Genomic DNA, 22,890 nt, shown 5'->3' with positions numbered 1-22,890 from the left:
GTTAAAGATCATCCAGTCTCTCACGTGTCAGTTTAAAGTGTCACACTTGATTTGGACGGGAATTATAGGAGGTTTTATGAACTTTGTCAAGGGCATAAACATAAATGTAGCTTAAATGTTTGAATTCGTGTTTTATGTCATATTTGATCTCTTTGTAAGAAGCTAAAATTTTACTAGTACATCCTATTAATAAGAGATATTATGCAAATACTTAAATTTATGTTAAAATTTCAAAAATATACAAGTAAACTTAAAAACTTGTTACGAGGCAAAGAATGAAATTTACAATACAAAAACCTACCAAATTTTTACATTTAGTATCTTTAGGCTGTACAAAAAACCTAATTGATTCAGAAATCATGTTAGGTAAACTTAAAGACTATAAAATGACAGACGATTCTAGTATTGCAGATGTATTAATAGTTAACACCTGTGGTTTTATTGATTCTGCAAAAGAAGAAAGTATTAATACTTTACTTGACTTACATGATCTTAGAAAAAAAGACTCCGTGTTAGTAATGGCTGGATGTTTATCCCAACGATATAAAGATGATTTGCAAAAAGAATTAATAGAAGTTGATATCTTTACAGGGGTTGGTGATTACGATAAAATTGATCAACTGGTAAATGAGAAACGATCATCATTTACAAATGAAGTATTTTTAGCCAACGAAGATAATGAGAGAGTAATTACTGGTTCATCTTATCATGCGTATATCAAACTAAGTGAAGGCTGTAACCAGGTCTGCTCTTTTTGTGCAATTCCATCTTTTAAAGGTAAACTTCATTCAAGAACACTTATTTCATTAATCAAAGAAGTAAAAAACTTAATTTTAAAGGGTTACAATGATTTTACCTTTGTTTCACAAGATTCATCTTCTTTTTTAAGAGATTTAGGAATTAAAAATGGTTTAGAACAATTAATCAAAGAAATAGATACATTAGATGAGATTAACAGTGCACGTATTTTATATTTATATCCTTCTACAACCAATTTAGATTTAATTAGAAGTATAGAAAATTCTAAAAACTTTGTAAACTATTTTGATATGCCGCTACAACATATTTCCTCATCATTATTAAAAATAATGAAAAGAGGAAAAGGTGTTGAACACTTAAGAGAATTAATGGAAGGTATGAGAAAAACAAAAGACTCTTTTGTAAGAACTACTTTTATAGTTGGTCATCCAGGAGAAACAGAAGAAGACTTCAATGAGTTATGTGCTTATGTAGAAGATTTTGGTTTTGACAGGGCCAATGTATTTTCTTATTCTGATGAAGAAGGAACAAAAGCATTTACAAGTAATGATAAAGTTGATCAAGAAACCATTGATAAAAGAGCAGATATCTTGGGGGAGATTATAGCAAGAAAAACGCAAGAATCTCTAGAAAAAGAAGTAGGCAAAACCTTTGAAGTATATGTTGATGGAGAAAGCGATGAACATGAATATTTACTCTCTGCAAGAAAAATGCTTTGGGCTCCTGATATTGATGGTGAAATTTATATTAATGATAATGAAACAAATGGGAAACTTACTTTTGGAAAAAAATACACAGTAAAAATCACTGAACTTTCAGGTGATAAACTTTTGGCCACTGCACTTAGATAATGATTAAACTTGAATTTAATACCAATAAAAACTTGCTTGCATTTTCTGCGGGTATTGATTCAAGTGCTTTATTCTTTATACTTTTAGAAAATAATATCCCTTTTGATTTAGCTATTGTTAATTATAATATACGTGAACAAAGTAAAAAAGAAATTCTTTATGCTCAAGAACTTGCCCTTAAATATAACAAAAAATGTTTTATAAAGAATGTTTTTTTAGATGATAAATCAAACTTTGAACAAGAAGCAAGAAATATTAGATACTCTTTTTTTGAAGAACTAATTTCAAAACATTCTTATAAACGTTTATTTACTGCACATCAATTAGATGACAAACTGGAATGGTTTTTAATGCAATTAAGTAAGGGAGCTGGTTTATTAGAAATCTTAGGAATAAATGAAAATGAAAAAAAAGAAAACTATTATTTAACACGCCCTCTTTTGAATGTTTCTAAAAAATCTTTACTAGAATACTTAAATAAGAATTCTTTTAAATATTTTATTGATGAAAGTAATCTAAGTTCAAAGTATACAAGAAATAAAATGAGGCATGAATTTTCTACTTCTTTTTTAAACAAGTATGAAAAAGGAGTGAAAAAAAGTTTTTTATATCTACATAAAGATTTATCTTCTTTAAAAATTAATAAAGAAGCTTTATTCAAAGAAAAAGACTTAGAAATATTTAGAAATTTAAACGATGACAATTTAAATATACGAATAATAGATTACAGTTTAAAAAAAAGAGGTTTGTTATTAAGTAAAAAACAAAGAGATGAAATCTTAAAACAAAAAGATCTAGTAGTTTCACATTGTTTTTCTATTTCAATTGAAGAAAAATTTATTTACATTGCAAAAGAAACAAAAGAAACAATGCCAAAAGAATTCAAAGAAAAATGTAGAGTATTAAAAATACCTGCTAATATTAGAGCTTATATATACAAAGAAGATATTTCTTTAGAGAATATTCTTAAGAGTTTAAGATAAACTTTTTTAGTTTTTTATTTTCAATTAGTTCTTTACGTATTTGTTCTTTAAAGTCTTTTAGAAAATGAATATTTCTAAAAAAAAGTTCAGATAATTGTTCCAAATCTGATAATTCTAAATCAAAATCTTCAATACTTTGCTCGATAAGATATTCTTCGCACCATTTTTTTAAATGCTCGGCTTTTTCTTTTTCATCAAGATAATTTATAGTCTTAAGTTCTTTTAAGGCTTTTAAAGACCTGTTTCGTCTTTCCATGCTTCTAATAATCCTTGAGTTACTTTCATAACTTGATTTACTGCATTTACATTATCATCAACACCTGCTGAGAACAGAGTTTCTATTTGGTAAAGATATAAACCATCTAAATAATGTGCAACTTCTCCACCATCAAAATCAAGTACTGATCTTAATTCATCAAAAATAGCAATTGATCGATTAATATAATTAAACTTATATTCAATATCACCACTTTCCATTGCAGTTTTTACAAAAGACAGATATTTTAGTAAACCTTCGTATAATTTTAAAATCAATACATAAGGATCATCACTAACTGCATTTTGTTGATTGTAGGCTTCAATACCCATTTATATACTCTCCATCGTTAATTTCAAAATTATTATATTACACATTAACTTAAAAATCCATGTATCTCTTAACCAGTTGAAACAGATTGTGAAATCATAAGGCTAAGTGCAGAAAATGAACCTTCAAACCTAGCAATAATTCCACCATAAGCGGCAAATTCAAGTGCCATTTGTTTATATTTGTTATCTAAAGACTCTACTGCTTTTTCTTTGTCTTCTTTTAGTGCAGTTTCTCTTGTATCCATAAGAGCGATATAAGAATTAAGAATACCACCTGTACTTGAATTAATGGCAAAATCTATATGCTCTTTTAATTGAGTCCCAAGCCCTCTTGCATTTGTACCCGCTTCTCCAATGAATAAATCTTTTAAACCTTCAAAATCATCAGAAATTACTTTATTTAGATCTTCAGAATTAACTGTTAAAGAACCATCTTTTCCTAATTCAAATCCATAATTGAAAATAGATTTATCAGAAACATATCCACCTGAACCATCATCAGTAGAACCATAGCTATTAAACAAAAAATCTTTAATTCCTGTCATCATATTACGTAAAGATGCTTTATCATCAATATTAGAATTACTGTCGTATAATTCAGAATCCACAGCAGCAACTAACGCGTTATAACTGGTTGCTAACTTTGTAAGAACCTCCTCAACCGAAGAATTATCTCTACCGATTGATATAGTAGAACTACTGCCATCACTGTCTACTTTTAAAGCTGTTATTTTAAGGCCATTAGATAAAGTAATATCATTCGTGCTTAAAACATAATTAACACCATTAACTGTAGCATCCAAATCAGAACCAACTTGAACATAGTTCTCAGCTAATCCCAAACCTAAATCATCTGGAGTACCTAGGTTTGTATCAGTAATTGTAAGTTTATTAGCTTCACCTAAGTCTTTACTTTTAATAATAATTCTAAAATCATTGTTTCCTACTTGTTCAATTGCTGCTTCAAATTTTTCATTAGAATTAATTGCATCCGCAAGCTCTTGATACGTTTGGTTTACTGTATCAAAATCAACAGCAACAAGACTTCCATCTTCCATATAACTAATCGTAATTTTACTGTCAGGTACCACAGTAATAGGATCACCAGCAGCACCAAATGTTGCTGTTTGAAAAACATCTTGTTTAGCTAAGCTTGTAACTTCTATTGTAGTTGTTCCTAGTTTAAGTGAATTAATATCTTCGGCATCAAATAAAACAGAATCTCCTTGAGAGTTAACAGAAATTTGCGTAAACGCATTACTTCCACCAGCTACAAATAAATCCAAAGGTTTAACTGCTTCATAAAAAGCATCTAATTTCTCTGTAATGGTTGCAATTGATTCTCTTTCTTTTGTAATATTTTCTATTGAGGTTTCAATAGGATTTATTTTCGAAGCGGTATCTGCTGTTTTTAATTTTTCAAGTAATTCACTACTTAATCCAGAACCTCCAGCACCTAATCCTAATACTCCATCAGCCATAACCTACTCCTTATCTTTTAATACCAAGTAATACCTGAATCATTTCATCCAATGCTGTAATTACTTTTGCGTTTGCAGCATAAGCTGCTTGATATTTTATTAAATCTAACAGTTCTTCATCTTTATCTACTTTTACAATTTGGTTATACGATTCTTCCAGAGAAAAAATAACTGTCTTTTGTGTTTCTAATAAAAAAGCATTACTTTCTTTGTCACTTGAAACATCTAAAGTTAATTTTTGAAAAAAAGCAGTAAACGATGTTGCAGTAGGATCTTCCAGTATTCCTGCTTGGGTTAATGTTCCTTGACTACCATCTTTAAAAGATATATCATCTTTCCACTGTAATTTAGACAAATAATCAAGTTTATCTTGATCTAAATAATCAACAATACCTTCATTAAAACGCATACTTCTTACATCAGAACCTGAAAATAAACCATCTGGAGTGGGGTCATTTGAAGTAATATTCCCAATATAAAAAGCATCTTTAGTAACAAGTGAACCATCAGGATTTACATTGCCATCTATACTCATTTCACCATATAAATAGGTTCCGTCATCGTTTTTAATATACTGAGATGTCATATCGCCAAGTGTTTTTGCAAATTGGTCCAGTTGATCTTTATATTCTTGGAATTTATTAGCACCTGATTCTGTTTGTAAGTTATCAACATAGGCTTTAATAGAACCTGAAGTAACATTAATACTTCTGTCAAATAATTGAATATCAATAGTAATTGAACCAATTTTACTTTGGTATTCGTCTTGGTACACAGTATTTTTAGCTTCCAAATTTGTCACATCTAAGGGTGTATCATCATATTCTTCAATTACAATTCTGCCATCAAACCTTCCTTCTGGTCCTCCTACGTCAGCTTCAATTAATAAATAATTATCTTTTGAATCATTGGTTGTTTTATTTCCATCTGCATCTACTTTATAGGTTCCATTATATGCAGTAATCGTATCTTTAAGTTCTTCTGTATTATTTATTTTATGCGTTAATAAACGAAGATAATTTGTATTATTTGCTGTCTCACCGGCATCAACAATTCCATCATTATTCATATCAACATGTTCACCAAATTGAAGACTTACTTCTATATCATTATTAAATTTATATCGAATAATATCATTTTCATCAAAGGTAGGATCACCAGCAGGTTCTGAAAACTCGAGAGATGATGTTTGTCCATCATCTTTTAAATAAACATCTTTTTGTGCTACACTTTCTTGTAAAACAGAAAAAGTTCTTGCATTGTCTCCATATCGTAAAGCAACTGAACCACCAATTCTTAACTCATAACCGTAAGAACTTCTGTCAACTTCAATATCAACATAAGTTCCAAGTTCCATCTCTAAAAGGTCTCTTCTATCTAATAAAGCATTACTTGCAATTTCTTGTTCTACAATTTGTTTATTGATTTTTCCCATTTCTTCTAGAAGTTCATTAACTCTAGTAACATCACGTTCTAAGGAGTTTTCTGATAATTTTTCTTGAGCTTCAATACCATCGTACAATCTGTTTAAGGTATCAACTATTATTGTACCCTGGTTTTTTAAATCCGTTTTATATATTTGAGAATTTGGATTTGAGCGTAAGTTTTCTACTGCTTGAAAGTACCTATTAAAGTCGCTTGTAAAACCACTGTTATCTGTTTCTTTAAAAACAGATTCAATATCTGCTAACATGTTATCCATCGTAGAATGATAGTTTTTTTTGGCATTTTCTGCCATAATATTATCATACATATATTGGCTAACAACACGATTGATGCCACCAATATTAACACCCTGTCCAGCGATTATAGAGTCTAATGAATTCATTTCATTCATTTGTACAGTACGTTTTTTATAGCCAGGCGTATTTTCATTTGCGATATTATTAGAAATATTTTCAACTGAAATTCTTGCAGCATTTAAACCTGATAATGCTGTACCTAATGATGATAACATTTTAACTCCTTTACAATATAATTAGTCTAATTATTACATTACATTTCTTAAAATTAGATTAAAAGGGCCAGATTATATTTAAGACCTTTGTTCCCCATGGTACATGAACAGCATTTTTTTCATCCCCTTCTTTTATATACAAAATTTTTAAATTGGCAATTTGTGAAGATGAAATTGAATTATCTGTGCTGATATCATAAGGTCTGATAATTCCAGATATTTTTATTTCTTGTTTTTGTCCATCAATTAACATTTCTTTGCCACCTTTGATATAATAATTACCATTCTGGTAAGTTTCTTCAATAATTACAGATATTGTTGTATTAAAACTTTCATCTAAAGAAGATTTAGCACTCCCTTTAAAAGCAGAACTAGACTCAGTAGAAATTCCAAAACCAAAGTTTTTATTAAATTTATCAACAAAACCTTGGCTTCTATCATTTAGTGTATTTCCTGTAGTAGGAGCAGCTACACCACCTCCAAAACCACTCTTATTGGAACGAGAAAGATCTCTTGAATTATTGGTATCTCCACTTAATTCTTCTGCAATCACAACTTGTATGATATCCCCTATTTGTAAATCTTTTTTATCAGCAAATAAAGAAGCACCTTGTCTAGAGTACAAAGATCCTTTGTTATTTATAGGAGCTGGCATTTTTTTAGGAATTTGGATAATTGGTTTATCAAAATTTATTTTTTCAGGACTGGTGCATCCAAGAAGCAACATAAGTGTAAAAAAAGAAAGAATGCTATTTTTTATCATTTTTCATCTCAGTACTTTTTCTTATATGTAAATCACTTTTGTATTTTGCATCAATAATGTATTTAATATCAATTGCAATTTTGGTATCTTCTTTACTTTTTTTAACCAAAGCAATACTTCCATACCTAACAGTAATAGCATCAATATTAGTATCTGCTTCAGTAATAATTACTACCTTGTTTTTCACTACTTTTACTTGTTTTATATATTCTTGTCCAATTAAATCGATGCTGGCTTCAATTTCTTTATAAATAACTTTTTCCAAACGTTTTGCTAATTTGCTTTTTTGAAGTTTTAAAGAATCTACTTTTTTTTCTACAATCATTTGTTTAGGATCTTGTCCATACTCTTCACTCATATAATTATAATAAGCAAAAAACATTATTCCTAAAGCAATGAAGGATAATATTCGCATTTTTTTGTTTTTTGAGCGTTTGACTGTAACTATCATTTTTTTATCCTACTTAATTACAAAAGATGTAAAAAACAATTTTTTAACACTGTTTCTTTTTATATCTGAATTATCAGAGGTTGCTTCGTTAATTACAGAATTAATTTCTTCTAATAATTCTTCTTTTAATAAAGCTTTTCCACCAACAGTTAACAATTCTTCAGATGAACGTGCTGAAATTTGAGCAATAACAACATCAACAATTTCAGCTTTATTCTCTTCAATTAAACCTTCAATTGTTTCTTCTGAACTTTTGAGAGTAAACGATAATTTCATTAACTTTTCTCTGCCCTTAGCATTAGTGATATTTAAAACCAAATCATTAATCGCAGCTTGAAAATTAGCTTTTTCGCCACTTGCATCTGCTTTCATAACTGTTTTTTCTTGCATAGCCCCACCAGGATTAGCTGCTTTATTCATTTCCGTATATAGAAAATATCCCCCACCAACAACAGCTAATAATAAAATAACAATTAATGCTATTAATACTATTAAAATTCCTTTTCCACCACTTTTTGCTTCTTTTTCTTCTTCAGCCATTATTTGCCTTTAGTTATATTATAATTTTGTAACATTTTTGTAATATTTGCAGAATATTCCGTGCTTAAAAAGCGCAGTATCAATGTTGTCTTTTTCTCTTTTAGTTTTAAGAGTATATCAAAAACATCATCAATTTCTCCATCTTCAATCAATTTATTAAAAATTTTTGCAGCATCTTTTGGTTTCATTCCATTATATATTTTTGTTGTTTTTCCTACTACAACACCTTTAATATTTTTTAATGTAAGCATATTTTTATCGTATATATTTTGTATAGCTTTTTTTTCTTTTTTAATTTTTGATAAAATAACTTGCAATTCTTTTTTACGATCTTGATATTCATTCTCTTTTTTTGTATAAAATTGGTTCAAGTCTTTTTTTAATTGAATAACTTCTTTTTTTTCTTTTTCTAAATTAGCACTTTTAGATGCAGAAAAAAGAAAAGTAACACTTAAGATTAATACTATAATAAATTTCAATGTTTGCCTTTAATATTTACTTTGCATATATTCAGCAGCTGCTTCATCATCTGCAATCAATAGTTTTTTAATTAACTCTTTTCTCTCTTCATCTAAAATATATGCGAACTGTTCAGTTTCTTTTTGTAAAACAAGAATATCTTTAATAAAACCATCTTCTTTAATAACCAAAGCATTTTTTTTAATGCCCAATTTTGTTAAATGCAGTTTCATTGAATTTTTATGCATAGCAAGAACTGCGAAATCAGATATAGCTCCGTATTTTGTTACAGAAGCTTGATTGATTTTATTTTTTGTTAACAATATCTCACTATCAATACTCTCAATTGCATTCGTTATTATATTTTTTTCAATTATTTTTTGATCGGTTTGCATTTTTTTAAGTTTATGCAATTTTTTAATCATGAATTATCTCCAAAAATAAGTATTTGCCCCCACAAATTTTCTGTATATTCAAAAAGATGATCACCTACCCAAGGTAAAGTGATTAAAATAAAAATAGAAACAATAACCATTTTAGGAACAAAAGACAAAGAAGCATCACTTACTTGAGTTACTGCTTGAAAAATAGAAATAGTTAAACCAATAATCATACTAACTAATAAAGAAGGTAAACCTAAAATAAGAATAATTTTAACGGTACCTTGTGCAATACTAATTAGGTCAAAATTCATTAATCTTTCACTTTAATCGTTATCTCTAATGTTTTATTATTAAGTAGTTTTCCCAATAAAGCCGTGATATCATTAATATTATCAAGATTAACTTGTATACTTTCACTTTTAGTATTGCTGTTATTTATATTGACATCACTTACAGTAGTACCATTTAAGGCACTTAAAATATCACTTTCTTTAAGTTCATCTAATGAAGAAAAATCATTTGCCATTGCTGCTCCTTCTTTTAAAGTTTCATTAGTAGTATTAATTCCATTTAGTGAATTAAACATATCTTCATGTTCTATTCTATCTAATATGTCCTTATCCTCTGGCACATCATCTCTGTGTATGTTTTCATCTATATTTTCAAACATTGTTTCATATTCATCACTGTCTATATTTTCATCTAAATCTAAAAGCAGATTTTTCATATCATCTTCAGAAAGATTATCTTCTTGTGTATCAAAATCATCAGCAATAGCTTTAATTTCATCAAGCTCACTATTTTCTTCATCAAATAAAACATTATCCAAAGACTTAAGTACATCATTTTCATCGAAATCATCTTGGTTTAGAGAAGTTATTTCTTCTTTATCATCAATTTCTTTTATAACATTCTCAATCTCTTTTATATTTTCTGCTTTTTTTTCACTAATATCAGAAGTACTTCGTAATAAAGTTGTTAACTCATCATCTAATTCAAGATGAGGGTCTACTTCGTCTTCCAGAAAATAAGTACTTTGATTTAACTCTTTTATTGCATCTACAGAATTGTTTTCATACGCATCTTCTACAATTTCAATAATTGAGTCTTGAATATTATCGCTGTCATTTCCAACATTTTTTGTTGCTTCTAAAATTTCAATGCGTTGTATTATGTGTTTAGGTATGTCTTTTATTGAATCGATTTGTATATCTTCTATACCATGTTCAATTAAAAAATTGTGTTCAATAGCATCTTTTGCATGTAAAAATTTGAATTTGGATAAGAGGGAGTTTTCACTGATGATTTTGGATTCATCAATTAAGTATATATAATCTGGGAAATCTTCAATGGTTTTTTTAAGCTCATCAAGACTATTAATATCAATGACTACACCATACTCGTCTAGTCTGTTTCTAATATTTCCATAATCTAAGACATCATGCATCTCTTTGGTAAAGTCATTATTTCCATAAATATATATATTCAAAGATTAACCTAAATTATTTTATTTATGATTATAACTGAATTTTATAAAATTTTAGATAAAATATATCAATTTAGATTAAAGGCATTAATTGAAATATATTCTAGTAATTTTTTTACTTTTTACACATATATATGCACAAACAATAAAAGATATTACTAATGTAGTGGGAATAAGAAACAATCAACTTCTTGGTTATGGTTTAGTTGTTGGACTTGCAGGAACAGGTGACAAATCAAAGTTTACCATGCAATCCTTACAAAATCTTTTAAGAAACTCATATATTAAAATTCCATCTTCTTCGATTTCATCAAAGAACATTGCAGCAGTTATGGTCACCAGTGAGTTACCCGCTTTTTCAAGACAAGGGGATACAATAAAAGTCAAAATCTCTGCAATTGGGGATGCTAAGTCCATTAATCACGGAGAACTCTTACTCACACAACTAAAAGCAGTCAATGGAAAAGTTTATGCCATTGCACAAGGAACTATTGTAGCAGGTGAAAACAATGCAACCACTGGGTATATTTATGATGGGGCAACCATTGAAAATGAAATTCCTTATAAATTAAGAGATCAAAAAGAAATCCGCTTAAGTTTGATTAGAAATTCTGCTAAATATGCAGATTTAATAGAAAGAAAAATTAATGAACGTTTTGGAAAACGCCTTGCTATTGCTTTAGATACAAGAACCATAGAAGTACAAAAACCAAAAGACATCTCTATTGTTAGGTTTTTAGCCATTGTTCAAAATATTGAAATCGACACTACAATGAAAAAACGTCTTATTATTGATATGAATACAGAAACTATTATTGCAGGCGAAAACATTTTCATTCAACCAGTAACCATAGCAAGGGATAACTTCACTATTCGTATTCGAAAAACGAAACTAAATGATTTAGAATGGGAAAATAATGAAGTAAACCTAGGCGTTGATATTGGAGATGATGTAACTATTGGAAATAAACCTGTGCAAGTTGATATTAATAATGCATTAATAAATACGAAAGAGTTACCTACTGTATCAGATTTAGTAAGAGCAATGAAAGTTATGAAACTTCCTATGAGCGATATTATAAATACAATTAAAATGATAAAAGACCTAGGCGCTTTAGATATAGAATTAGAGATAAGAGGATAGAATGGCAGAATTTTTAAGTCAAGATGAGATTGATGCACTCTTAGATATTGCAGAACAAGGTGACGATATTGAGGTTACCAATGACGAACCCATAGTTTCAAAAGAAAAGAACTACTCTATTTACGATTTTAAAAAACCAAATAGAATATCAAATGAACAATTCAAAGCATTTTCATCTTTACATGATAAAATGTTAAGAGATTTAATTACAGACCTTTCCGCAATGTTAAGGAAAATTGTAGACATAAAACTTTATTCCATTGAACAAATGACATATGGAGAATTTATTTTATCCATTCCCCAATTAACCTCACTAAATACATTGTCAATAAAACCCTTAGAAGGTCGTATTGTAATTGAGTGTAATCCAGGTATTTCTCATAAAATAATTGCTGAACTTTTAGGTTCGGGGGCGGTTGCTTCAAGTGATAACTTAGATAGGGAATTAACAGAAATAGAAGTGGAGATTTTTGATCATTTTTATCAAATGTTTGTTAAACATATGGAAAAAGCTTGGAAAGAAATTTCTACCATTAACTTTCATATTGAATCACGTGATACCAATGCAAATGCTATTCAAATTATTTCAGATCATGAAATTGTACTATTAGTTGTTTTAGAAATAACCATTGATGAAGAATCTGGTTTTTTATCTGTTTGTTATCCTATTTCTTATATTGAAAATCTATTAAATAAGATTGTTGAGAAAATGTTCTCAGAAGCAGTAAATAAAAAAGCAAGTAGGCGTCAAGATATCACTACTTTATTAGCAGGTGCTAAAATGAAAATGGAAGCAATGCTTGCAGAAACAGAACTTAGTGTTTCTGAGTTGCTTGATTTACAAGTAGATGATATTATTTTATTTTCAAAAAATGCAAGTTCTTCTTCTGCAAAAATTTATATAAATAATAAAGAAAAGTTTCTAGCTAGTTCTGGAATATCGAATAATAGAAAAGCCATACAAATAATGTCAAATCTTGATCATGAAAAACAAGAAACACTAGAAGCACTAAGATCGATAAGAAAAGAAAGAGATATTAAATCAAAAGCAGCTACTGAAAATATCAAAAGACTTCTTAGAGAAAAAGAAGCAGCCAAATACGGATAAGTATCTGGCTTTTTACTTATAAATACTTCTTTACTTTAAACTCCAAGGAATACTTTCATTTGCAAACATAGGTACAACTGTTTGATTAAAACCATCATAAGAAGAAGGAACACTAAAGTCCTTTTTTATTAAAGTAATTGTTTTTTCAATAGGAGTGAATTTATAAATCTCTCTGGCATTTAAAGAAATAAATTTATCCAAATTATCTAAAGCATTATTGTCTTCAAAAATTTGTGCTAAAACTTGCAGTGCAATAGGTGCGGTAAAAACACCTGCGGCACAGCCACAGGACTCTTTCTTGTGTTTTGGGTGAGGCGCTGAATCTGAACCAAACATTACTTTAGGATGGCCGGAAACTGCAAGATGCAATAAAGCATCTCTGTCTTCAGGTCTTTTAGCAATGGGTTTACAAAATAAGTGAGGTTTTAACATTCCACCTGCCACATCATCAAGAGTAATAATTAAATGCTGCAAAGTAATTGTGGCATAAAGATTTGTATACTTATCCAATAAATCAACCGCTGCTTTTGTTGTAATATGTTCCATAATAATAGTTAAATCAGGAAAAGCAGATGCAATAGATTCATAAATTGGCATAAATTCTTTTTCTCTGTCCATTACAAAACCATTGGTTTCACCATGAACACATAAAGGAATTCCTAATTTACTCATAGACTCTAAGGTAGGTCTTAATACATTAATATCCATAGAAGAAACACCTGTTTCACTGTTCGTAGTAACGCCAGCAGGATATAATTTAATTCCAATAATAGAATCTTTTATGTCTTTTAAAAATTCATAAGAATAATCGGCTTGAAAAAACAACGTTACAAATGCTTCAAAATCATTCTGCTCTTTTGTAGCTTCTTTTATTCTTTCGATATAAGAAAGAAGTGCTTTTTTTGTGGTAATTGGAGGAACTAAATTAGGCATTATTAATGCACCTGAAAATGTTTTGGCAGTTAAAGGAGCAACAAGTTTTAGCATTTCTTCATCACGAAAATGAATATGCATATCTAAAGGAGAAGATAAACGTAATGTCATTAAATAGCTTCCTCGTCTTCTTCACCTGTTCTGATTCTAACAATTCTTTCAATATTAGAAACAAATATTTTTCCATCTCCAATTTTACCTGTTTTTGCAGCAGCAATAATAATATCAATTGTTGATTCAACATCATCGTTTGTTACAATAAGTTCTATTTTAATTTTTGGTAAAAAATCTACAACATACTCTGCTCCTCTATATAATTCAGAGTGACCTTGTTGTCTTCCATATCCTTTTACATCAGATACAGTCATTCCTGTGATTCCCGCTTCGCTTAAAGCATCTTTTACATCTTCAAGTTTAAACGGTTTAATAATTGCCTCAATTTTTTTCAATTTATATCCTTTTATTAAGTTAATTTTATCGTAATTCTTCCTATAGTTCAATAAATTATTTTAGATGCAATGTTTTTAGCAGTTCAAAGCGAAAAATAAAAAGGAAGTAGGAGCATACATTAGTATGTAAGTATTTCATTCTTATTTTTAAACGAAGAAATTGTAAAAACACTGCGTCCTAAAATGCACGTTTAAATTCAGGGTAAGCTTCCAAACCACATTCATTAACATCTAAACCTTCCAATTCATCTTCATCACTGGCTCGTAATGGCATTATTTTATTTATAATAAAAAGAATGATAAAAGAAGAAATAAAAGCAAAACTACCTATTAGTAAAATTCCTTTTATTTGGCCCCAAAAACTAATAGTATTACTTGAAGCAAAAATAGCAACAGCTACAGTTCCCCAAATACCATTTAATAAATGCACTGATAAAGCACCAACGGGATCATCAATTTTTAATTTATCAAACATAGATACTCCAATAACAACAATACATCCACCAATGGCACCAATTAAAATAGGCGTATAAATATCGTATAAATCAGGACCTGCCGTAATTGAAACTAAACCACCCAAAGCACCATTTAAAATCATTGTAATATCTAGTTTTTTGTATTTAATATACATAATAATCGCAACCATTAAAGCTCCTGCTAAACCAGCTGTATTGGTGTTCATAATGGTTAAAGCAACCGCATCAGCACTTTCTTTTGAAGAAATAGAACCAACAGAACCTCCATTAAAACCAAACCATCCAATCCATAAAAGAAAAGCGCCCAGCGTTACTAGAGGAATATTAGAAGCAGGGATAACTCTAATGCCACCATTTTTGGGATATCTTCCTCTTCTGCTTCCAATTATTAATATGGCTGCTAATAATGCCCAACCTCCAGTACTATGAATTACTGTTGAACCAGCTAAATCATACATAGAAAGTTCTAGAAAACTATCTGCTAAAAAGTTCTTTCCCCAGCTAATATTTACAATTAAAGGATAAACAATAGAAGCCATAATAACTGTGAAAATAGCTAAAGGAACAATTCTTGCTCTCTCACTTACCCCACCTGACATAATATTAACAACTTTTCCAACAAAAGCCATTTGAAACATAAATGCAGCCCATTTACTCATAGTGGTACTTCCAAATTCGCCAAAAGCTATTTCATAACCAATTAATAAAAAAGAAAGTGAGGCTAAAGCATATATAAGAGTATTAATAGTTAAAACAGCAGCAACATTTTTTGTACGTACAATCCCAGCTTCAAGCATTGCAAAACCAGGCACCATGAATATTATTAACGTCATTGCAAAAATTGCAAAAAAGGTGTCAAGTATATAAGGTATAGAATCTAAATTCATGTTTTTCCTTCATGTATTTTTATTCTATGAGTATAGTTAATTTATGGATTTTATTATCCAGAGTTTTGTATATATTCTATACAAAATAACAGAAAAAGCTTTCTGTTATTTATCTGTACTTAAACGGCTTCGCTACCACGCTCACCCGTTCTAATTCTAATCACCTCATCAACACTAGTAACAAATATTTTTCCATCACCGATTTTTCCTGTTTTAGCGGCAGATGCAATTACATCAACAATTTTTTCAACTTCATCATCATTAACAATGAGTTCAATTTTATTTTTTGCTAAAAAATCAACAATATATTCAGCCCCTCTATACAATTCAGTATGCCCTTGTTGTCTTCCGTATCCTTTTACATCAGATACAGTCATTCCAACAACACCTACTTCAACAAGAGCTTCTTTTACATCTTCTAATTTAAAAGGTTTAACAATAGCTTCAATCTTTTTCATTTTCTTCCTTTTTAGGAAACTCAATATTGAGTTTCAATTAAATCTAAGCATATAAATTATTTTACAAGCTTGAAATACTCTCAAATATCCAAAATAAACAGTGAAAAACTACCACTGTTTAAACACTATGATCTTTTAAATTCTGGATAAGCCTCTAATCCTGTTTCATGTATATCTAAACCTTCAATTTCAACTTCTTCACTAACTCTAATACCAATAAGTAAATCTAAAAGTTTCCATACAATGAAAGAAGAAATAAATACAAATGCACCAATAACTACTATTCCAGTAAGTTGTGCAACAATTGATACCTCAGGATTAAAAATACCTACAGCTAATGTTCCCCAAATACCTGCTACTAAGTGAACACTTAACGCTCCAACGGGATCATCAATTTTAACTTTATCCCATAAAGGAACAACAAGTACAACAATAATTCCACCAACAGCACCTACAATTAAAGAAATAATGATTCCTAAATCAGGACCTGCAGTTACAGAAACCAAACCTGCAAGTGCCCCATTTAATACAAAAGTTAAATCCACTTTTTTATAAATAAGTTGCGTTAATAATGCTGCTGCTAATGCACCTGCACAAGCAGCCATATTCGTATCAGCAATTACCATAGCAATTCCATTAATATCTGCTTTAGAACCCATAGCTAATTGAGACCCACCATTAAATCCAAACCAACCCATCCATAAAATAAATGTTCCAAGCGTTGCTAAACTCAAGTTAGAACCTGGAATTGGTCTTACGCTTCCATTTTTTCCGTATTTCCCAATTCTAGGACCTAATACAATAACACCAGCTAATGCAGCCCATCCACCAACACTATGAACAATAGTAGAACCAGCAAAATCAGAGAAACCACTTAATAGTCCACCTAATTCACTTCCACCCCATGTCCAATGTCCTTGAATAGGATAAATAAGTGCCGATAAAACAGTAACAAAAATTAAGAATGGCCATAATTTCATTCTCTCAGCAATCGTTCCTGAAATAACTGAAGCAGCTGTTGCTACAAATACCATTTGAAAAAAGAAATCTGCCATTACGGGATAACCCATAGCTTCATCTGTTTTCCCACTTAACATAGAACCAGAACCTATAAATGCATTTCCATCTCCATACATAAAGTTGTATCCAACAAAATAAAACATAATACAAGAAATTGCAAATAAAGCAATATTTTTTGTGAGAACCGTTGCATTATTTTTACTTCTTGTAAGTCCTGCTTCTAACATTGCAAAACCTGCTGCCATCCACATTACTAATATTCCAGCAAATAGCAATAAAAAACCATCTAATATATATTTTACGTCCGCAAAATTTTCCATTTCCGCCCTTTAAATTTTTTTCTTAGAAAAGTATAATATATTTTATAGCATATTTTATGAGATAGTTGTATATATTTTATACATTATTTTATATATTTATTAAACAGAATAGCTATAATTTCACTAATTAAGGAGTAATAATGGAAGAACTAATCACTTTATATGAAAGAAATAAAACCAAGATAGAGGGTTTTATAGAAGAAAGTATTTCAAACATACCTATAGAAAAATTTATTAATAAAAACAACTATAAAAAATTATTCTCAACTTTTTCATCCTTGGAACTTATTTATATAGTAGATAAAAACACAAAAATGCAAACATCCCCTAATATATTTAGAAACAAAAGCATAAACTTATTACAACAACAAGACAGATCTTATTTATGCAATAAGCTAAATTTTAAAGGCAATTTACTGTATTTCTCACCTGCATATATTAGTGCAGCCAGTAATAATGTTTGTATTACTGTTACTATTAAAACAAATGATTCTATTTTATTTATGGATTTTAAACTTGAAGCTTTATTGGAAAAATTAAACTTAATAGAACTTAACAAACCTTTTCATACCTTCACCAAAGCCTTTTATTGTTTCGCTGGTTTTTCTTTGGCTTTGCTTTCTGTATTTATTGTATTTTATTCTATGTATTCTTTTTTATGCGCTTTTATAGGTTCCAATCAGTTTTCCCTAGAAATGATATTTAAACCGATAGTATCTTTAACCCTAGCATTAGCCATTTTTGATTTGGCAAAAACTATTTTAGAACAAGAAGTATTCTTTAAATCCTACACCTCAAATTCAAAAACACAAAGCGAAATGTTTATTAAATTTTTGATTACAATCATTATTGCTTTATCTATTGAGTCTTTAATGTTAGTATTTAAAATAGCTCTTGGAGATTATACACAAATGATAAATGCTTTATATCTTATAATTGGGGTTTCTTTAATCATAATATCTTTATCAATATTTATTTACTTTCATAATAAAAAGAATAAAAGAATTGTATAATATATAAATTTTTAAAAGGTTAAAAAATATGCAAGAGTTTATCGCCAGATCCAATATCATGAAAGAAATAAAAAATTCAGCCAATTTATTAAAACACTTAGATGTCAATGTTTTAATTAAAGGGTCATCTGGAGTAGGAAAAAAATCTCTTGCAAGATATATCAATGAAAATGCCAATCTTTATACTGCAAAAGTTTTGCAAAAAGATATTCAAGACAAAGTATTGGGCTTATCTAACACCTGCATTATTATAGAGCATATTGAAGATATTTCTAATACTGATTTATTCCTTTCTTGGGTAGAAGAGAATAACATTCGAATAATTGCTTGTACCACTAAAGATAATTTGTCACAAAAAATTGCAGATCTTTTTTCTTTAAGCCTTGACATTCCAAACTTAGATAAAAGAAAAGAAGATATTAAACCACTTGCCACAGCTTTCTCTAAAGAAGCTTCTATAATATTAGGGCAAGAATCAAAACCCAATAAACTAATTATCAATACTTCTGATAATGCTCATAGTTTAAGAAAATCGATTTTTTTATCTCACCTCTTTGAGTCTATTGGGGAAAATGAAATTATGATGTTAATTGAAAAATATGTTCTTGATAATATGGAAGGAGAGAATGCCTACAAAGACTTTTTGTATTTATTTGAAGCTCCCTTATTAAAAGCAGCACAAAAAAAGCACAAATCACAAGTACAAATGGCCAAACACTTGGGGTTAAACAGAATTACTTTAAGAAAAAAATTAGAAATACATAAAGAATTATTATGATCACCGCTTTAAATATTGATATTGAAAATCTAATTTCCAATAATGCAGATAATTTTGAGGTATCAAAGGTATTTAAATCCTATATCAATAACTATATTTCATCTATTGATACAATTCTTCAAAACAGTATTGGTAAAGATTTTTTAGTTAAACATACCAAACAAACAGATAAATTTATTATTGCTTTGTATAAATATATTTTGCGAAAACATTTTGGTTCTTATTTACCTATGGGTTCTTCTGTACCTATTTGTTTAATTGCTCTTGGTTCTTATGGACGAGAACAGTTATGTATTTATTCTGATATTGATTTGATGATTCTTTATGAAGATATCAAAGGCTATAACCTAAAAGAAGTTATGGAAGAATTCATTACTTTAGCATGGGATTGTGGGATAAAACTAGGCTCAAGGGTACATGAACTAAAAGATGTACAAACAAGTGTAAAAGAAGATGTCACTATTAAAACCTCGCTTATTGAATCTCGTTTAATATATGGCTCAAAACACTTATGGTATTCATATGAAAATGTTCTTTTTAAAATAAGAAAAACAAAACAATTAGATTTTATTCTTGAAAAAAACCTTGAACATAGCTTGCGATTAAAAAAATATCCCTTAAAAATGCAAGCCAATATTAAAGATGGTTATGGAGGAATGAGAGAATCGAATACACTTTTTTGGTTTGCAAATATTATTTATGGAGTAACAAAAGTAAGAGATCTAATGAATATTCTTTTTACTGAAGAAGAATATCAGAAATACAGAATATCACTGGAATATATTTTCCAAATTAGAAATCACTTACACAATATTGCAGGTAAAAAATTGGATATTATTAACTTTGATGTGCTTCCTGAACTAAGTACTAGGCTTGGATTTAAAAATACCCCTTTGCATACAAAAGAGCGACAATTAATGGCAAAAACCCTAGAGTATTTGCATAATATTCATAGTTTCACATCTATTATGATCAAAAAAATTACAAGAAAAGTTGAGTTTAAAAAAGAAAATATACCTTTATTAAAAAAATACAGATATAAAAAGAGTATTTATATAATAGAGAATAAAATTTATTGTTCGTATCATTTGAAAAGTAAAAACCTTGCTTATATTTTAAAAGAGTTATTATTATTACCAAAAGAAGTAGAAGAATTTGATGCTTCCTATGTTTATTACTTAAAAAAAACAAAGCATCCTTCAGAACTCACTACTGAGCATAAAAAACTAATTAAGAGTATATTATTAAAAGAATCATTAAGTATTTTACTTAATCTCTTGTATCAAGCAGGTCTCTTTAGATTGGTATTACCTGTTTGCAAAAAAATAACCCATCAACCACAATTTGATGGTTACCATGACTTACCTGTTGATTTACATTCTATTTTAAATATAACTTATTTTGAAAATATACAAGATCCTTTTGTCAAAAATGTATTTGATAAAATGAGTAAAACAGATCAAAAACTAGCAAAAATAGCCACCTTATTTCATGATATTGGAAAAGGAAGAAAAAAAGATCATCATGAAATAGGAGAAAAACTCTTCAAAAGTTTTGGATCTTTTTTGAGTTTTGAGCCCTCTAGTATTCAAATTATTTCCAAACTTATTAGGTATCACAATCAAATGTCTATGTATGCAACCAATGAAGATGTTTACTCTGAGAAAATAATTCTTAACTTTACAGGTATTGTTCAAGATAAACGTTTTTTAGATATGTTATATGTTTTAACCTATTGTGATATTTCAGCCGTTGGAAAAAATATTTACTCCAGTGCTACTTCTGCTTTATTAAAAGAGCTGTATTATCAAACACTTCCTGCTTTTGAAAATACAGAATTATTAAGTGAAAGTGCAAGAAAACTTTCTAAAATAAATGCAATAAAAAAACTTCCACAGTACAATAAATTAAGTGTAATAATGAAACGAAAAATCTCCTATATTGCTTCTTCACAATTGTTTTTACAATTAAAAGCAAAAGATATTTTGGATCTTGCTATTAAAGCAAAAGATGTCCAAGATTACATTTATAGAATTAAAAATGAAGATGTATTAAGTATACAAATTATTCGTTCAAAAGCTTTAAATATTGGGTATTTGTTAGGTAAATTGGAATTTCTAGACATTGGATCTATGAATATTTTTAAGCTTTACGATGAAAAAAAATGTTTTGAAATCAAGTTTACTCAAAAAATAGATGACAGTGATTTATTGTATATTGAAGATATCATTAAAAATTCTTTTGACATGAGTAAAAAAACAAAATTGATTGTACCTATAATTAATAAAAAGGATATCATTGTTGACATTAATCACACTTCTTTTTTAGCTTCTTTAAAAGTTAAAACGGCTGATCAAAAAGGTCTCTTGGCTTTTATTACAAATATTTTAGATGATTATAATATTGAGATTGAAAGTGCAAAAATGTATGCCAGCAGAGGGAAAGTTAGAGATTTATTTCTTATTGAAAAAAATGGTAATTTTGCCTCTAATGTAGATGAAATTATAAACTTACTTTGTGTGAAAAGCAAAGTTTAGTTCAATCTTAGTTTTTTTGTTTATCAAGATAATGTTGGCATACACGTCTAAGTATCTCAGAGCTGTTTAATGTCAAGATATCATTTTCATAAACATACTTTTGAATATTTTCACAAGAATACTGCGTATTTTTTTCTTTATTCCTACTTTCATCTTTAAGACTAATCTTAAACATGGTATTTAGAATCTCTACTGCATGAGTATGAGTTAAACCACCTTTATGATCAGTAATATTAAAAATGGTTGAAGAAGGTATTGTTTTTGCATTGCTTAAAATATCAACAATATTTTTGGCAACATACTCAACAGTAACAAAATCATACAAAGCATCTCTACTAAGTACATTAATTAAACTGTGATTTTCTTTATTAACATTTACAAGAGCTTGGATATTTTCATCACCTAAATCATACTCTCCTGAGTGTTTTGCTAATATTGTTGAAGGACGAACAATAAAATAATGGCAATGATTTTCATAACTTTTTATTAACTTCTCAATAGTATATTTATCTTCTTCATATTTATTACGAAATTTAAAAGAAGCATCATTTTCTACTTCTTTGTTCTCAAGAATATTAGGTAAAGCAGCACTTACAAAAAGAAATGCAGGTTTTTTATTTCCAAGTTGTTCAATGTTTCTAATAAGATCTAAGATGTGAATATTGGATTGAATACTGTTTATCTTGCTTTTAAAACTTGCGTCTTCACAATGAACAATACAATTTATACTTTCTACACAAAACATATAATCTTCTTTACATAAGCCCAAATGCTCCTTAGATGTATTTCCATCTAATAATTTCACATTTTTATACGCACAGTTATCAATGAGTTTTTCACATGATAATTTTTGAGTTTTAGAATCTAATAAACAAAAAATTCTAGAAGTGGGGAATTTTATTAATAATTCTTCTAATACACTTTTTCCTAAAAATTCATTTAATCCTGTTAATAATATATCTTTTGAAGTATGGTTGTTAGAGGTGTGAGGAAGCATGGTTTTCCTTGTTATAATTATTTTATTTTTCTGAAATAATTATAACAAGTTAAATTATATACATTCTTA

At 28.7% G+C, this 22,890-nt stretch carries 24 protein-coding genes; 7 read left to right on the top strand and 17 right to left on the bottom strand.

Annotated features, from left to right (window positions below; all coding sequences use genetic code 11):
- Positions 1 to 275: 275 nt before the first annotated feature.
- Together rimO and tilS are read left to right on the top strand one after the other, a co-directional pair.
- Entirely contained in the window at positions 276 to 1,610 is a 1,335-nt protein-coding gene (gene rimO / locus HRT41_15700) for a 30S ribosomal protein S12 methylthiotransferase RimO (GenBank protein ID NQY25466.1), read from the top strand.
- Positions 1,610 to 2,593 carry a tRNA lysidine(34) synthetase TilS gene (tilS, locus tag HRT41_15695; protein ID NQY25465.1) on the top strand — a complete coding sequence of 328 codons (984 nt, stop codon included), beginning with the start codon at positions 1,610 to 1,612 and terminating at the stop codon, positions 2,591 to 2,593. Before rimO ends, tilS begins: the two co-directional genes overlap by 1 nt.
- On the opposite strand, the gene HRT41_15690 is transcribed toward tilS, so the two are convergent.
- The 11 genes from HRT41_15690 to HRT41_15640 all read right to left on the bottom strand — a co-directional run bounded on the left by HRT41_15690 (position 2,577) and on the right by HRT41_15640 (position 10,704).
- Positions 2,577 to 2,849 (bottom strand): hypothetical protein, encoded by a 273-nt coding sequence (locus HRT41_15690; GenBank protein ID NQY25464.1) that lies wholly within the window; start codon positions 2,847 to 2,849, stop codon positions 2,577 to 2,579. The two genes, tilS and HRT41_15690, sit on opposite strands and share 17 nt — an antisense overlap.
- On the bottom strand, positions 2,825 to 3,181 hold the full coding sequence (gene fliS / locus HRT41_15685) for a flagellar export chaperone FliS (protein NQY25463.1): 357 nt from the start codon (positions 3,179 to 3,181) through the stop codon (positions 2,825 to 2,827). The genes HRT41_15690 and fliS overlap by 25 nt, the downstream gene beginning before the upstream one ends.
- Positions 3,182 to 3,249: 68 nt before the next feature.
- Positions 3,250 to 4,662, bottom strand: a complete 1,413-nt coding sequence (gene fliD, locus HRT41_15680; protein ID NQY25462.1) for a flagellar filament capping protein FliD — start codon at positions 4,660 to 4,662, stop codon at positions 3,250 to 3,252.
- 10 nt (positions 4,663 to 4,672) lie between these two features.
- Complete coding sequence (locus HRT41_15675; GenBank protein ID NQY25461.1) at positions 4,673 to 6,619, bottom strand: flagellar hook-associated protein FlgK; 1,947 nt, start codon at positions 6,617 to 6,619, stop codon at positions 4,673 to 4,675.
- A 58-nt stretch (positions 6,620 to 6,677) separates the two neighbouring features.
- On the bottom strand, positions 6,678 to 7,382 hold the full coding sequence (locus HRT41_15670; protein ID NQY25460.1) for a flagellar basal body L-ring protein FlgH: 705 nt from the start codon (positions 7,380 to 7,382) through the stop codon (positions 6,678 to 6,680).
- The gene (locus HRT41_15665; GenBank protein NQY25459.1) at positions 7,369 to 7,833 is read right to left on the bottom strand and encodes a hypothetical protein; all 465 of its coding nucleotides are present in this window, start codon (positions 7,831 to 7,833) and stop codon (positions 7,369 to 7,371) included. The genes HRT41_15670 and HRT41_15665 overlap by 14 nt, the downstream gene beginning before the upstream one ends.
- 9 nt (positions 7,834 to 7,842) lie before the next feature.
- Positions 7,843 to 8,373: a flagellar basal body-associated FliL family protein gene (locus tag HRT41_15660; protein ID NQY25458.1), complete on the bottom strand. Its 531-nt coding sequence runs from the start codon at positions 8,371 to 8,373 to the stop codon at positions 7,843 to 7,845.
- Positions 8,373 to 8,852 carry a hypothetical protein gene (locus HRT41_15655; GenBank protein NQY25457.1) on the bottom strand — a complete coding sequence of 160 codons (480 nt, stop codon included), beginning with the start codon at positions 8,850 to 8,852 and terminating at the stop codon, positions 8,373 to 8,375. Before HRT41_15655 ends, HRT41_15660 begins: the two co-directional genes overlap by 1 nt.
- A 9-nt stretch (positions 8,853 to 8,861) precedes the next feature.
- On the bottom strand, positions 8,862 to 9,257 hold the full coding sequence (locus tag HRT41_15650) for a hypothetical protein (protein ID NQY25456.1): 396 nt from the start codon (positions 9,255 to 9,257) through the stop codon (positions 8,862 to 8,864).
- On the bottom strand, positions 9,254 to 9,526 hold the full coding sequence (locus HRT41_15645; GenBank protein ID NQY25455.1) for a flagellar biosynthetic protein FliQ: 273 nt from the start codon (positions 9,524 to 9,526) through the stop codon (positions 9,254 to 9,256). The genes HRT41_15650 and HRT41_15645 overlap by 4 nt, the downstream gene beginning before the upstream one ends.
- Complete coding sequence (locus HRT41_15640) at positions 9,526 to 10,704, bottom strand: hypothetical protein (protein ID NQY25454.1); 1,179 nt, start codon at positions 10,702 to 10,704, stop codon at positions 9,526 to 9,528. The genes HRT41_15645 and HRT41_15640 overlap by 1 nt, the downstream gene beginning before the upstream one ends.
- A gap of 88 nt (positions 10,705 to 10,792) precedes the next feature.
- Here HRT41_15640 and HRT41_15635 point away from each other — a divergent pair, with 88 nt between their 5' ends.
- Positions 10,793 to 11,845 carry a flagellar basal body P-ring protein FlgI gene (locus HRT41_15635; GenBank protein ID NQY25453.1) on the top strand — a complete coding sequence of 351 codons (1,053 nt, stop codon included), beginning with the start codon at positions 10,793 to 10,795 and terminating at the stop codon, positions 11,843 to 11,845.
- A gap of 1 nt (position 11,846) precedes the next feature.
- Positions 11,847 to 12,953, top strand: a complete 1,107-nt coding sequence (fliM, locus tag HRT41_15630; protein ID NQY25452.1) for a flagellar motor switch protein FliM — start codon at positions 11,847 to 11,849, stop codon at positions 12,951 to 12,953.
- Between the two features lie 30 nt (positions 12,954 to 12,983).
- Here the strand turns inward: fliM and pyrC are convergent, their stop codons facing one another.
- The 5 genes from pyrC to amt all read right to left on the bottom strand — a co-directional run bounded on the left by pyrC (position 12,984) and on the right by amt (position 17,496).
- Positions 12,984 to 13,997: a dihydroorotase gene (gene pyrC, locus HRT41_15625; protein NQY25451.1), complete on the bottom strand. Its 1,014-nt coding sequence runs from the start codon at positions 13,995 to 13,997 to the stop codon at positions 12,984 to 12,986.
- Positions 13,997 to 14,335, bottom strand: coding sequence for a P-II family nitrogen regulator (locus HRT41_15620; protein NQY25450.1), 339 nt, complete (start codon positions 14,333 to 14,335; stop codon positions 13,997 to 13,999). Before HRT41_15620 ends, pyrC begins: the two co-directional genes overlap by 1 nt.
- 178 nt (positions 14,336 to 14,513) lie before the next feature.
- Positions 14,514 to 15,698 carry an ammonium transporter gene (locus HRT41_15615; GenBank protein NQY25449.1) on the bottom strand — a complete coding sequence of 395 codons (1,185 nt, stop codon included), beginning with the start codon at positions 15,696 to 15,698 and terminating at the stop codon, positions 14,514 to 14,516.
- A gap of 119 nt (positions 15,699 to 15,817) precedes the next feature.
- On the bottom strand, positions 15,818 to 16,156 hold the full coding sequence (locus HRT41_15610; GenBank protein ID NQY25448.1) for a P-II family nitrogen regulator: 339 nt from the start codon (positions 16,154 to 16,156) through the stop codon (positions 15,818 to 15,820).
- A gap of 125 nt (positions 16,157 to 16,281) precedes the next feature.
- Entirely contained in the window at positions 16,282 to 17,496 is a 1,215-nt protein-coding gene (amt, locus tag HRT41_15605; GenBank protein ID NQY25447.1) for an ammonium transporter, read from the bottom strand.
- Positions 17,497 to 17,636: 140 nt separating this feature from the next.
- On the opposite strand from amt, the gene HRT41_15600 reads away from it, so the two are divergent.
- From HRT41_15600 to HRT41_15590, 3 genes are read left to right on the top strand one after another with little or no spacing between them, the layout of a single operon-like run.
- Positions 17,637 to 18,509 (top strand): hypothetical protein, encoded by an 873-nt coding sequence (locus HRT41_15600; protein NQY25446.1) that lies wholly within the window; start codon positions 17,637 to 17,639, stop codon positions 18,507 to 18,509.
- Between the two features lie 28 nt (positions 18,510 to 18,537).
- Positions 18,538 to 19,287, top strand: a complete 750-nt coding sequence (locus HRT41_15595) for a sigma 54-interacting transcriptional regulator (GenBank protein ID NQY25445.1) — start codon at positions 18,538 to 18,540, stop codon at positions 19,285 to 19,287.
- Entirely contained in the window at positions 19,287 to 21,824 is a 2,538-nt protein-coding gene (locus tag HRT41_15590; protein ID NQY25444.1) for an HD domain-containing protein, read from the top strand. The genes HRT41_15595 and HRT41_15590 overlap by 1 nt, the downstream gene beginning before the upstream one ends.
- A 7-nt stretch (positions 21,825 to 21,831) precedes the next feature.
- Here HRT41_15590 and HRT41_15585 read toward each other — a convergent pair whose 3' ends face one another.
- Positions 21,832 to 22,821, bottom strand: coding sequence for an SDR family oxidoreductase (locus HRT41_15585; protein NQY25443.1), 990 nt, complete (start codon positions 22,819 to 22,821; stop codon positions 21,832 to 21,834).
- Positions 22,822 to 22,890 lie beyond the last annotated feature (69 nt).

Source organism: Campylobacteraceae bacterium (assembly GCA_013215945.1).
In the GTDB taxonomy this organism is placed as follows: Bacteria; Campylobacterota; Campylobacteria; order Campylobacterales; family Arcobacteraceae; genus NORP36.
The sequence above is the reverse complement of the archived record's forward strand: the minus strand, read 5'-3'. Positions and strand labels throughout refer to the sequence as shown.